This window comes from Nostoc sp. NMS9, from assembly GCF_017114995.1.
Lineage (GTDB): Bacteria > Cyanobacteriota > Cyanobacteriia > Cyanobacteriales > Nostocaceae > Nostoc.
This window is the reverse complement of sequence record NZ_JABXKL010000064.1, coordinates 22,735-35,941: the sequence shown is the minus strand read 5'-3', so window position 1 is coordinate 35,941 and position 13,207 is coordinate 22,735. Positions and strand designations below refer to the sequence as shown.

Annotated in this window: 9 protein-coding genes; 6 read left to right on the top strand and 3 right to left on the bottom strand. The window is 41.5% G+C overall.

The features are described from left to right. Positions 1 to 1,427, top strand: a 1,427-nt coding sequence (locus tag HWQ40_RS19185; RefSeq protein WP_292780471.1) for a calcium-binding protein, incomplete at its 5' end; no start/stop codon positions are given. A gap of 673 nt (positions 1,428 to 2,100) precedes the next feature. After that, on the top strand, positions 2,101 to 2,610 hold the full coding sequence (locus tag HWQ40_RS19180; RefSeq protein ID WP_292780467.1) for a DUF6174 domain-containing protein: 510 nt from the start codon (positions 2,101 to 2,103) through the stop codon (positions 2,608 to 2,610). A gap of 607 nt (positions 2,611 to 3,217) precedes the next feature. On the opposite strand, the gene HWQ40_RS19175 is transcribed toward HWQ40_RS19180, so the two are convergent. After that, entirely contained in the window at positions 3,218 to 4,411 is a 1,194-nt protein-coding gene (locus HWQ40_RS19175) for an NAD(P)/FAD-dependent oxidoreductase (RefSeq protein WP_292780464.1), read from the bottom strand. A gap of 572 nt (positions 4,412 to 4,983) precedes the next feature. Between HWQ40_RS19175 and HWQ40_RS19170 the strand changes: the two genes are divergently transcribed. The 3 genes from HWQ40_RS19170 to HWQ40_RS19160 are packed head-to-tail and all read left to right on the top strand — an operon-like array spanning position 4,984 to position 8,682. Further along, positions 4,984 to 5,532, top strand: a complete 549-nt coding sequence (locus HWQ40_RS19170; protein ID WP_292780461.1) for a (2Fe-2S)-binding protein — start codon at positions 4,984 to 4,986, stop codon at positions 5,530 to 5,532. After that, positions 5,519 to 6,496 carry a xanthine dehydrogenase family protein subunit M gene (locus tag HWQ40_RS19165; protein WP_292780458.1) on the top strand — a complete coding sequence of 326 codons (978 nt, stop codon included), beginning with the start codon at positions 5,519 to 5,521 and terminating at the stop codon, positions 6,494 to 6,496. The genes HWQ40_RS19170 and HWQ40_RS19165 overlap by 14 nt, the downstream gene beginning before the upstream one ends. After that, positions 6,493 to 8,682, top strand: a complete 2,190-nt coding sequence (locus HWQ40_RS19160) for a xanthine dehydrogenase family protein molybdopterin-binding subunit (protein ID WP_292780455.1) — start codon at positions 6,493 to 6,495, stop codon at positions 8,680 to 8,682. The genes HWQ40_RS19165 and HWQ40_RS19160 overlap by 4 nt, the downstream gene beginning before the upstream one ends. Positions 8,683 to 9,000: 318 nt before the next feature. Here the strand turns inward: HWQ40_RS19160 and HWQ40_RS19155 are convergent, their stop codons facing one another. Together HWQ40_RS19155 and HWQ40_RS19150 are read right to left on the bottom strand one after the other, a co-directional pair. Continuing rightward, entirely contained in the window at positions 9,001 to 10,713 is a 1,713-nt protein-coding gene (locus HWQ40_RS19155) for a CHAT domain-containing protein (protein ID WP_292780452.1), read from the bottom strand. Between the two features lie 361 nt (positions 10,714 to 11,074). Next, the gene (locus HWQ40_RS19150) at positions 11,075 to 11,713 is read right to left on the bottom strand and encodes a hypothetical protein (RefSeq protein WP_292780450.1); all 639 of its coding nucleotides are present in this window, start codon (positions 11,711 to 11,713) and stop codon (positions 11,075 to 11,077) included. Positions 11,714 to 12,192: 479 nt separating this feature from the next. On the opposite strand from HWQ40_RS19150, the gene HWQ40_RS19145 reads away from it, so the two are divergent. After that, positions 12,193 to 13,074 (top strand): hypothetical protein, encoded by an 882-nt coding sequence (locus HWQ40_RS19145; protein WP_292780446.1) that lies wholly within the window; start codon positions 12,193 to 12,195, stop codon positions 13,072 to 13,074. Positions 13,075 to 13,207 lie beyond the last annotated feature (133 nt).

The window sequence follows — 13,207 nt, the reverse complement described above, 5'->3', positions numbered from 1 at the left end:
CTGGTAACGATCTGTTACGAGGTGGCGATGGTATCGACTATCTATCTGGTGGGGATGGAAACGATACCATACTTGGAAATCGTGGCAACGACACCTTCACTGGTGGAAACGGCAACGATCGCCTGATCTGGAATAATGGTGATGGTAGCGACAGAATCAGCGGTAACGCTGGCTATGACGTGGTTGAGGTCAATGGCGCGGGTGTGGGAGACAACTTCCGCCTGCAACAAGATGCTCAAGGCAGAGCAATCTTTGATCGGCTGAACCTGGTTCCCTTCACTCTGACTGTAGACAGTGCAGAGAGGTTTGAAATCAATGGTGGTGGAGGTGATGACATCCTCGATGTCAATAACCTGTCAGCAACTTCTGTAAATGCGGTATGGTTCACAGGCGGGGCTGGAAATGATGTGCTGGATGGTAGTGGCACAGCGACACCTTTGAGAGCCTTTGGTGGTGAGGGTAATGACAGCCTGACAGGTGGTACTGGCAATGACAACCTCTATGGTGATACTGGTAACGATCTGTTACGAGGTGGCGATGGTATCGACTATCTATCTGGTGGGGATGGAAACGATACCATACTTGGAAATCGTGGCAACGACACCTTCACTGGTGGAAACGGCAACGATCGCCTGATCTGGAATAATGGTGATGGTAGCGACAGAATCAGCGGTAACGCTGGCTATGACGTGGTTGAGGTCAATGGCGCGGGTGTGGGAGACAACTTCCGCCTGCAACAAGATGCTCAAGGCAGAGCAATCTTTGATCGGCTGAACCTGGTTCCCTTCACTCTGACTGTAGACAGTGCAGAGAGGTTTGAAATCAATGGTGGTGGAGGTGATGACATCCTCGATGTCAACAACCTGTCAGCAACTTCTGTAAATGCAGTATGGTTCACAGGTGGGGCTGGCAATGACTTCCTGGATGGTAGCGGTACAGCGACACCGTTGAGAGCCTTCGGTGGTGAGGGTAATGACATTCTCTATGGTGGTGCTGGCAATGACTTACTCTATGGAGATGCTGGTAATGATACATTACGAGGTGGTAAAGGTAATGACATCCTGACTGGTGGTGCTGGTAGCGATCGCTTTGTATTCAACTCAGGTACTGGGTACAATAGTGCCGATCTCAATGTAGATAAAATTACAGACTTCAGCAGCTATAGCGATAAAATTGTCCTCGATAAGACAACTTTTGCTGGACTCAATAATCTGTTCCAAATTAGGATAGTAGCTAATGATGCAGCAGCTGCAACTAGCTCTGGACTCATTACTTATAGTCTTGGAACTGGCAACTTGTTCTTCAACCAAAACTTGACATCACCAGGCTTTGGGACAGGTAGTCTGTTTGCCAACATTGATAACGATAACAATCAATACACAGCCCCACCATTATTATCAGCTACAAACTTTGAGATCGTTGCGTAAACATCTCTCAAAATCCATAGAGAAACTAAGGCATGTCTGCAAGCTTACAGGTAAATCCAAATTAGCAATCATCAATATTGCTAATTTGGGATAATTGAATCCTCCTCATACTTCAAGTACGGGGAGGATTATACAGCAGTTTTCTTTTGCATGAAGTATGAGGTTGTGGAGGTAGGGTTAAGGGTTATTAGTATAGATAATTGGTCTTTCAAGATGCAATAAATCGCGTCTCTACATCTAGATTTTGTTGCTCATTCTGAACTGTATTGCTTTATATCTGATGCGTGAGTTCTGCATTTTGTACCTAAGTTACTTGCAAACTGCTGTAATTTATACTGTACACGCTTGAAAGTCTCTTGTTGTCCTTGTTTTTTCATTAGTTCAATCCAGATAGATACGAAAAACTTAAGAATTTCTGCATAGGTGTAGCCAGATGTAGGCATCGCTTTGGAAAAGGAGGCAATTTTAGGCGTTCAAAAATATTTCGGCAAAGTTATTAATTTATGTCTTGAAACTTGGATTATGGGTGGGCATTCTTAAAAATTCAGGTTTATTTATCTACGAAAAATTTAATTGAAATATAAAGTTTATTTAAACAACCTCTCGTCAAAAAATTAAAATTTTCTGTAGTATAATAATAGTTAGAGCTTGTACAACTAATAAATCGATTAATATGCGTTTACCTATCATTATCAGTGCAACACTATTGCTATCTCTAGGTCTGAATCTAACAGCTATATCCAAAACTCCCGCAGAGAAAGCACAATATCAAACGCAAACAAATAATAACTTGAATTCAAGACGGTTGAGATTTAATAAGCGTTTGTGGGAGCAGGCAAATATTTATAACTATCGCATTACGGTTAGCAACAGTTGCTTCTGCATACCAGATGCTAGAGGCCCAGTAGTTATTCAAGTACGTAATGGTCAAACAACTTCAATTACTTCTGTAGCTACTGGTAAACCAGTTAATCCGCAATTCTTTCAAAAATACGACACAATTCCCGAACTCTTTAATGTGATTCAAGATGCTATCAACCGTAAGGCATCCAACCTGGATGTAGAATACAATGCTAAACTTGGCTATCCAACTAAAATTAATATCGATTACAGTAGTCAAATAGCTGATGAAGAAATATTTTTGACAATTGAGAATTTTCAGGAACTTAAAAGTAGACGATAAACTGATTATTTGCGCTCAATCTCGACCAAAAATAGGGGTAAATTAGCAACTCCAAAGCGAGATTTAATACTTCACTTTACCCCAAAAAGCTAATAGCAATCCAATACACTTGGGTTAAGGGTTATTCGTCTAGATAATTGATCTTTCAAGACGCGATAAATCGCGTCTCTACATCTGGATTTTGTTGCTCATTCTGAACTGTATTGGATAACTATTAGCTTTTCATAAAAGTTAAAAATTAGATTAAGTTATGTTGATTTTGTGCGAATAATTTTCAATTATTCAACGAATTTGTTGTCTTTGAGGGCTTGACTAAAAACAGTCACTTCTGATAAGCTTAAATTACTCGATAAGATTAGCCCTTGCTGTAAGTTTATGCGCTAGTTGTGATAAAAGTAAGTTTACTATAGCAGTCCTAAATCATTCGTAAAAATTATATCTCTCTTTCTTCTTTCTTTCCTTGGCGTCCAACTCTTACGAGACGCTGCGCGTTGGCGGAAGCCTCTCGTTCGCGTTAGCGTCTCCGACAGGAGAAGAGAAGGTGGTTCGTTTTCTAATCTATATTTTTCACAACTCAAATAGGATTGCTATAGTACCACATTAGAATTTAACTTTTTACAGATGGTTTAAAATTGTACACCCATTTGTGAAAATCATCATTCATACTCATTTGGCGCTCTTGCGTCTGCCCGTTAGATGCCATGAAGTTAGCGTCGTAGTACCGCATTTCACCCAAGGCACTACGAGCTTGAATGAGTTTTGTCCGCTCGATGCGACACTGTTCGTAGCTACTCAGAGCTTCTTGGAGATTAGCTGAATCAGAAAAACACTCTCGTAGTTGGTATGCATCTTCAAAAGTGGTATTGGCTCCTTGTCCCATTGCAGGTGCCATTGGATGAGCCGCATCGCCTAAGAGAGTGACTCTGCCTTGACTCCATTGAGTTAACGGTGGGCGATCGCAAATCGGCCCTTCCCAAATTTCCTCGGCTGGTGTCGCTTCTACCACCACCCGGAAGGATTCATCCCAGTCGGCTAATTCATGGAGAATGCGAGACTTCACTTCATCAGCACTGTGAGAAAGGGAGTACTCAGGCGAGAACTTCCGACTAATCCAACTGGTATAGCCGCCGCCCACATTGAGAAGGTACATAAACTGTTTATTGCCTTTAACAAAAACTAGTTCATAGTCATTAAATAGCTCGTGGCGATACTTAATGACGGCACGCCAACACATACTACCAATATAATTAGGCTTACCCTCGCCAAATAAAGTTTCTCTGATGACAGAGTTAACGCCATCAGCCCCAATCAGCAAATCTGCATATACCGATTTTTCGCCATCAAAATGAATTTCCACACCGTTTGCATCTTGCTCAAAGCCGATGCAGCGATGATTGAGGTGAATGATGTCAGACGGCAATTGAGAGGCTAAGACTTGCTGTAGACGATACCACCAAATAGTTAACAACGGTTGTCCGTATTGCTCTAAATATTTAGTTGCGTTAGTTCGGATTGTTTCTCCTTGAATATTCTTTAAAACCGTGTGGTGAACTTCGCATCCTGAACTTTTGAGGGTTTCGACAATCCCCGGCGCGATCGCATCTAGAGAATTCAAACCATTAGGAGCCAGTCCTAGTCCAGTTCCCGCCGGACGAAATTCTTGGGCTTTTTCGTATACTTGAACCTCTATCCCTTGGCTTCTGAGTGCGATCGCAGCAGCCAAACCGCCTGGGCCAGCACCGACAATAGCAACTTTCTCTACTATGGGTTGGGATAATTTCTGAGTTAGATTTGTGTTCATATTATTAAGTCAGAATTCAGAATATTCTTAAGAATACATACGCTTCTTCCATGTCTGAAGGCAACTTTACCTTTGAGCTAGACCCACAGTTATTAATTTGACTCCTAAGTACTTTTTTAGTCAATCTTCCTTAAGAATCAACCCTGAATTCGTGTTCTAATGGATTGTCATCAGTTTTGCAGTAACAAAAACTGCACACTTTAGGATTTTTTACCAATCCGACAAACGCAAATAAATACCATTACGTCAATTTGAGCGATAATTCACTAAATTTGACTTTTAATTTTCATAAACTTCCTGTAAGCTCACTAAGCTTACGGTATCATTTTCGTATTCAAAAAAATTGTGAAAAAGAGTTTGTATGAAATTTAAGTTCTGTATGTATTGGTTTAAGTGAGTTGATCACCGCTTCTTGTAAATTCCCCACAAGTCTTTGCTTAAGGGGTTAGCTCTTTATGCCTGATGCCATCCGATCTTGCCATTACTTCTTAGATTCTAAATGTCAAACTAGAACAACCCCAGACTTTTTGTCGCTACTATAGTAAATAATGTAATTATTATCTACATGAGACATGAAAGAAAATTCCTTAGCTTTAATAACTTCAGACTCATTTACCCAGGAAATGAAAATATTCGGTTCAGAGGAAGTAGAATTATCACTGAATGTTAATAATATATCTTACTCCCTGAAGATAGAACCTCGTGTTACATTACTAGATGCACTTCGAGAAAAGCTAGGTTTGATGGGCACTAAAAAAGCTTGCGATCGCGGTGAATGCGGTGCATGTACTGTATTAGTTAATCATCGACGAATTAACTCTTGTATGACTTTGGCAATCATGCACATCGGTACTGAAATTACCACAATTGAGGGAATAGCACAAGATGGTAAACTCCATCCTATGCAAACAGCCTTTATCACCCATGATGCTTTTCAATGTGGCTACTGTACATCAGGTCAAATTGTTTCAGCCGTAGGGATGATATTAGAAGAATTACCAAAATCTGAAGCAGAAATTCGAGAAAAAATGAGTGGAAACCTTTGCCGTTGTGGAGCATATCCAAATATTATTGCGGCGATTCGGGATGTGCTAGAGGAAATGGAAGATGCAGCCATTTAGTTATGCTAAAGTTACCTCAGAAGAAGTGGCGATCGCAACAGTTGAGCAAGATAAAACTGCCGCATTTATTGCTGGTGGCACAGATTTACTAGGATTAATGAAAGATGGAGTCCAAACAGCAAATATATTAATTGATATTAATAGTTTGCCCTTAGCAGATATTGAATCTCAAGCGAATAGAATCCGCATTGGTGCTATTTCTCGAATGAGCGATGTGGCTTTTCATCCCAAAATTCAGGAATGTTATCCAGTAATTAGCCAAGCTTTATTACAAAGCGCTTCACCGCAACTGCGAAATATGGCAACAGTGGGCGGTAATTTACTGCAACGAGTCCGATGTGGCTACTTTCGCGATCCGGTTTTTCCTTGTAACAAACGCACTCCCGGTATAGGTTGTTCGGCAATTACAGGTTACAATCGAATGCATTCCATTTTCGGAGCTAGTGAACATTGTATTGCCGTTCATCCTTCCGATTTAGCAGTAGCTTTGACGGCATTAGATGCAGTAATTTGCATCCAAGGGGTAGAAAAAGCACGGCGAATTTCAATTCATGATTTTTATCTTTTACCAGGTGAGACACCAGCAAAAGAAACTCTATTACAGCCTGGAGAATTAATTGTTGCTATTGAAGTTCCAGATTTTGCATATAAATCTCATTATTTAAAAGTAAGAGATCGAGCTTCTTACGAATTTGCTCTCGTTTCCGTAGCTGTTGCTTTAGATATAGAACAAGACATCATCAAATCAGCACGCATCGCTTTTGGAGGAGTAGCACCCAAACCTTGGCGTGCAAGGGATGCTGAGGAATTTCTCAAAGGGAAAGCAATTAACGAAGATATCTTTACAGCCGCAGCAGAAGCAGCCGTCAAAGAAGCAAAACCGCAAACACACAATGAATTCAAAATTGAATTAGTCAAACGCGCTTTGGTACGCGCACTCTCAGTTGTGGCAGAAAAATTATGAATAAAATTATCGGTAAACCACTCGATCGCGTTGATGGTAGGCTGAAAGTAACGGGAGAAGCACCTTACACAGCCGATGTGCCAATAGAGAATTTAACTTATGGAGTGATTTTTCAAAGCGCGATCGCCAGCGGTAAAATTATTCAAATAGACACATCCGCAGCCGCAGTCGCCCCTGGTGTGGTAGATATCGTTACCTACCAACAAACCCCATCTCTAATAAAAATACCTTTCTTTGGCCCTCAAGAACCTCAGTCAACTGAAAAAGACCATAATATCTACTACGATGGTCAACATCTGGGGGTTGTAATTGCCCAAACTTTAGAGCAAGCTGAAACTGCTGCCTCTAGGATAAAAATTATCTACGAAGAAGCTATTCCTATAGTCACAATGGCACGTACAGAGATATTTGAACCCGAATCAATATTTTTGGGCATGATGCCAGGTAAAATCACTAGAGGGGATGTTGAATCAGGGAAAGTACAGGCAGAGGTTTTGGTAGAGCAAATTTATACCACGCCAATAGAACATCATAATCCCCTAGAGCCTTCTGCAACGATCGCAATGTGGTCAGGGGATAATTTGACGCTGTATGAAACCACTCAAGGCGTTTCTGCAACCCAAAACCGAATCGCATCTATTCTGAATATTCCCGAAGAAAATGTCCGCGTCATCTCTAAATATTTAGGTGGGGGATTTGGTTGTAAGGCGCTGCTGCGATCGCATACGATTTTAGCAGCGATCGCAGCTCGTCAAGTAAAACGCCCAGTGAAAGTTGTACTAACACGCTCGCAAATGTACACTGCTTGCGGCCACCGATCCCAAACTCAGCAGCAGCTAACATTAGGTGCAACCAAGGAAGGTAAACTAACTGTCATCGAGCAAATTGGTACATCTTTAACTTCCATATTTGATGACTTTGCCGAACCAGTGGGTGCAGCAACAACGATGATGTACGCCTGTCCCAATTTGGAAATAAAATACCGTTTGGGACGCATCAACGCCGGCACACCAACCTTTATGCGGGGGCCAGGAGAAGCGCCGGGAATGTTTGCCTTAGAATCGGCAATGGATGAACTGGCATACACGTTAAATATTGACCCAATTGAACTAAGATTAAGAAATCATGCAGATATCGATCCGCACAAAGGATTACCTTGGTCAAGCAAATCCCTGAAAGAATGTTATCAAAAAGGGGCAGAAATTTTTGGGTGGCCACAACGCAATCCAGTTCCTCGTTCCATGGGAGATCGTCATTTCCTGATTGGTTGGGGAATGGCAAGTGCGACATTTCCCACCAATGCTAGAACTGCATCAGTTAAGGTAGAAATTTTTGCCACTGGAGAAGTGAAAGTACAAAGTGGTACTCAAGACATCGGTACTGGTACTTATACAGTGATGATGCAGGTGGCCGCTGAGGTATTAGGTTTACCAGTACAGTTTGAATTAGGCGATACTAATCTTCCCAAAGCCCCGATTACAGGGAACTCAATGACAGTTGCGAGTGTTTCCCCGGCGGTGCATAAAGCAGCGATCGCAGCACGGGATAAGATAATTAAAATGGCGATCGCAGATGCAAATTCTCTGCTTTATGGATTGCAAGCAGAAGATATTACCGTTGAGTCAGGGCAAATATTTTCAAAACAAGACCCATCGAAGCGAGACAGCTATACCGATATTCTGCGCCGTCATGGATTAGAAAGTTTAGAAGTTACAGAGGAATCCTCGCTCAATCCAGAGAGCCAACAATATGCCAAACACTCTTTTGGTGCGATATTTGTCGAAGTTGCAGTTGATGAATTGTTGGGAGAAATCAAAGTTAGACGTTGTGTAGGCGTTTATGGTGCGGGGCGAATTCTCAACTTCAAGACAGCGCGAAGTCAAGTTATCGGCGGGATTACATGGGGAATTGGTATGGCACTGATGGAGAAAACTGTAATGGATGCTAATCAGGGCAGAATAGTTGGTGCTAACCTTTCCGATTACCTGATTCCCGTTCATGCAGATATCCCAAATATGGAAGTGCAATTTATTGAAGAATACGATCCTTATGTGAATGCACTAGGAACCAAAAGCTTGGGGGAACTTCCGATTGTTGGGGTAGCGGCTGCCATATCTAATGCAGTTTATCATGCCACAGGTAAGCGGATTCGCGATCTGCCAATTACACCAGATAAGTTGTTGTGAGTAAATAGGTTTGTAATTAAAAAGGCGGTTAGAAACCACATCTACACAAGCAAAACCCACCTTTGTGGGTTTCAAAACCTCAATTTTTTCCTTATGTGTAGCGGCGAATTACCTTTGCCCTGGCTTAACGTGAGCTTCCACGAACCTCTCTCTGCCTTGAACTTTCGTCCAAGTGTGTCCCTCTCTGAGTCGGAGCTACGGTGTACACACAAGTCCTTCTGACCCCCTCTAACTCCCCCTTGGCAAGGGGGAGAACCGGATATTTCCCCCCTTTACAAGGGGGGTAAAGCCAGGATTTGGGCTTAATTACGAATTACTTTAACGTGCATCACCAATCAGCACAAATGGCGACCAATAAAAAGGATGGCGATGGTCTGCAATTAGCTTCAACTTAGCTTTTTGCAAAGCTTCACCTTTCGTCATACCCTGCTTGATATTTTGATAAAATTGAATCATCAATTCCTGAGTTGCTTCATCATCAACCGCCCACAAACTTGCCATCACAGCTTTAGCACCAGCCCGCTCAAATATATAAGCAACTCCTGCAATTCCTGCACCATTAAAATTAGTGTCTACAGCAGTTTGACAGGCACTAAGAGTAATCAGTTGTGTGCCTTGTAAACCTAGAAGAGCAGCATTGGCAATATCTAAGGATTTGTCAGCAAATAGTAACGTATTATTTTTTAAATTGACTTTTTTGCAATCTTCAGTTTGAAAACAGCCGTGAGTTGCTAAATGCAAAAAAGAAAAGCGCAATGCTTGGGATCTAAACTTTTCTAGGGTGGCTTCATTGTGGATATAAACTTCACTGTCTGGCAGTATTTCCTTAATATTTATGACTTCTGCCTCTGCACCTGGGAGATTTTGCGGGTTACTGGGTACTGGATTACCAAATGCTAAAACAGCTTGTGGTTTGCGGGGTATGGCATTTTGCACACCTGGAGATTTTAGGGAATTATTGGAAATGCGAGTGAGATAGTTGACAGGATATTTCTGGATCAGAAATTGGTTGGTTTTACTGTCGTAAAGAGTTTCAAAAGGTAAATGGCGCAGTTTACCAGGAGCAATAATACTTAGTTCTTTGGGTGATAAAGCTTGAATTTTATCTTCTATAGGACGAATGAGAATATCATAGAGTTTTCCACCTGTTTCAAGGTAGCTAGCATCACTATCGTCTTGTACCTGTTTTAGATAATTGGTAATAAGTTTATTAAATTCAGTGGGATCAATAGATTTTTTAACAACACTTAATTGTTCTTTTGTGAAGATGAAAAATGCGATGCTATTAGGTATATTTCTGACATTAGTCAGCAAAACAGGTCGAACTACAACCGTTCCTGTGGGTATGGAGGATATCAGGTTTTTAATATCTGCGGGTGTAGTTTCAAATAGTTCTGCCACTTCAGGAAAACGGCGAGATATATTTTCGGCTTCTGAGTAAACTTGTACTTCTAATTGCCGAATTTTTTGAGATAAAGCTTCAGAAAAATTTTCTTGCAGTTGTTGTTGCAGAAATTCCAATTGTTGATTTTTTTTACTCCAGTCATCAAGAGCTTGCTGTGCCTTTGAATTGGCAACTTTGGCATTAATGAGGCGAGTATAATCAGCAAGGTCGGCTGTGTTAAATAGGTTAAGCCATTCAAAGGCTTGCTCATATTTATTTTGGTTAATGAGGACATCGATTAAAGCAGTAGCAATTGCACTTCCATTGTTTTGCTGTAAAAACTTTTGGCGATTTTCTCGTTGCAAACCCTGGCGCATTTTTAAGCTGATTTTGAGAGATTGCTGCAAATTAGTAATGGCTTCAGTTGGTCGATTTGTACTTTGCAAGAGTATACCAATACTACCCAATGTGACAGCTTCACCAGTGCGATTACCCACAGCGCGAGATAGGGGCAGAGCTTGGTTGTACAAATCGAGTGCTTTTTGCTTTTCTCCTAAAGCAAAGTAGACTTGACCGATGTTAGTGAGTATGACAGCTTCACCAGAGCGCTCGCCCACAGCTAAAAGACTGGTGAGAATTTTTTTCATAGAATAGCGCAGAGGTAGCTGTTTTCAATTGGGTCTAGAAGCTGTCGTTACCAACATCGTGATATTTGTGATGAACATTGCAATGTTTCTTATTAACATCGTGATATTTGTGATGAATATCGCAATGTTTCTTATTAATATCGTGATATTTGTGATGAACATTGCAATGTTTCTTATTAATATCGTGATATTTGTGATGAACATTGCAATGTTTCTTATTAATATCGTGATATTTGTGATGAACATTGCAATGTTTCTTATTAATATTGCGATGTTTGTTATTAACATCGTGTCTGTCGTTATGAACGTCAAAATGGTTAGGGGTATAAATGTACGCCCCTACAGATGAAAGAATTCACGCTCAATAAGGTTTTGCCAGAATAGTGACCGTTTGTTGTTGCGAATTGAACTGGATTTCATCTACCACATATTGCCGATTTCTAGCCACTGATTGAATACCCTGCAACTGTGCTGTGGAAACTACAGGTGGTTTCAGTTTCACCACCGCTTGACCTTGAGTAGAATTTTTTACAGTAAAATTATTTATGGGTATACCACTCCAAGTTACTGGCTTGCCTGTAGGACGTTCTCCCCCACCCCGGATAATTGGACTTTTATTACTTCTGTAAGCCAATGCCTCTTCCTTGAAAACTACTCTTGCAATTTGGCTCAGGGGAATTTTGGCAGTTTTGCCATTACGCTGAATTGATAGTGCTTGCCCTTGTGCATCAATTCCTATTACTCGACCACTGCTTGACTCACCCTTTTTAAAGAAGACCTCTGCTAACTCTGGTAAGGCTAAGGCTACTGGAAGTTCTAATTCATCTGCTTTGATTTGTGTCTGTGCAAACAAAAAATTTCCCGTCTTGACATTTTGGCTCATTACAGCTTGGATGTTTCCTGCGATCGCTGCTGCCATTACTAAGATTGCCACAACCCATCCCTGGAAAAAAGCTTTCATGGCTTTAACAGTATATTTGACTGTATTTAACTTTCTCATTAAACTTCAAAAGCCTATACCAAATTTCCGTAAAATCACCAAAAGAAACTGATTATTTATCTGTAGCGGTTTGCAGTTGAGTGCAATATAGACCTAACAAGAACAGCCCCTTCCCTACTAGCGTTGGGGAGTAAGATTTAAAGCTTCTCTTCCTGCAACAAGGGAAGAGGAATAAGATTCAAAGCCTCTCGCCTTAAGGAGCTATGGTGTACACACAAGTCGAATTACCCCCCTTAATCCCCCCAATCTTCGGGGGGAAACAGGAAATTTAATTCCCTCCCCTTTCTAAGGGGAGGGTTAGGGTGGGGTAAAACCTTGGTTAATCAGCTATTTCAGACTTGTGTGTACACCGTAGCCTTTTAAGAGAGAGGAATGCAAGTGAGGTCAGAGTGTATTTGCATACAAACGAGAAACGCTATATAACTCGGTGCGTTACGCTTCGCGGTAACACACCCTACATTGTTTCCCCCATATCCCGTATGACCCAAACCCCCAACCCTAACCAGGAAACCAATATTTTAGGTAAATTCACCAGTGTACTGGGCTTGCTGGGTGCGGCGCTTTTCTTTGCAGGCTGGATTTACCGTTGGTCATATTTCTACTTTTTTCAACTAGAAGTCAATACCCTCGACTTACCTGCACAGTCTTTTTTAATAGTTCCCCTGCAAATATTTCTCGGAGATGGCTGGGCAATCTGCAAAACAGCGATCGCCTTTTTTATCACTGCGATCGCAATTCAGGCAACGTTATGGTTAATTAAAATCATCAGTGATACGGTAGTCTCTGCAAGTCAATTACTACTGAATCGCATCATCTCTGCTACTCAACACAAACGCTCATGGACAGCTAAACGGCTCAAATCTCTAGCTGAATTTAGTTTTGGACAACTGCGTTCAGTTGATTTTTTGCGATCACTAGTCAATGAGATAGTAATAGTATCCTGGGTATTAATTGTGATATTTTGGTTAGCTCGTTGGCAAGGCTTTGCAGATGCACGACGAGACACTGGTCAAAACTCCACCTTGCCAGTTGTAGCCTTAATTACACCGGAAGAAAAGTTTGCTGTAGGACGCAAACTTGATGATATATTTGCCGATCCGTCTTTGAAAGGTTACCGCATAATTGGCGATCGCGGTTTATTCGACGACTTGCGAGGCAGGGAAGATAATGATATCAGCAATCCAAAGCAGCCGAGAGTCTGGCGCTTACTCCTAGAACGTGGCGGCTGGATTTATTTGTTTCGAGCATTGTCCTCAAATGCAAGACCTGATGAGCTACCGTCAGTTTTAGCTATTCAAGAAAGTGATAAGGGACATATCATCATTCGTAGTCCAGAAGTTTCTAAAACTACTTCTCCTTGATATTTTGAATAATATCATGTTCGCTTGTTACTTATTAAACCCGCAGAACCCCACACACCAGGTGCTTCAAGTCGGGCTTTGCCCGCCCAACGCACTGGCTCCCCTTAATCCCCTCCCCAAAGCATCAGGGAAC

Bases quoted from the DNA above. Each gene is read 5' to 3' on its own strand.
- HWQ40_RS19180 (WP_292780467.1), top strand. From the start codon at position 2,101: ATGCGTTTACCTATCATTATCAGTGCAACACTATTGCTATCTCTAGGT.
- HWQ40_RS19175 (WP_292780464.1), bottom strand. From the start codon at position 4,411: ATGAACACAAATCTAACTCAGAAATTATCCCAACCCATAGTAGAGAAA.
- HWQ40_RS19170 (WP_292780461.1), top strand. From the start codon at position 4,984: ATGAAAGAAAATTCCTTAGCTTTAATAACTTCAGACTCATTTACCCAG.
- HWQ40_RS19165 (WP_292780458.1), top strand. From the start codon at position 5,519: ATGCAGCCATTTAGTTATGCTAAAGTTACCTCAGAAGAAGTGGCGATC.
- HWQ40_RS19160 (WP_292780455.1), top strand. From the start codon at position 6,493: ATGAATAAAATTATCGGTAAACCACTCGATCGCGTTGATGGTAGGCTG.
- HWQ40_RS19155 (WP_292780452.1), bottom strand. From the start codon at position 10,713: ATGAAAAAAATTCTCACCAGTCTTTTAGCTGTGGGCGAGCGCTCTGGT.
- HWQ40_RS19150 (WP_292780450.1), bottom strand. From the start codon at position 11,713: ATGAGAAAGTTAAATACAGTCAAATATACTGTTAAAGCCATGAAAGCT.
- HWQ40_RS19145 (WP_292780446.1), top strand. From the start codon at position 12,193: ATGACCCAAACCCCCAACCCTAACCAGGAAACCAATATTTTAGGTAAA.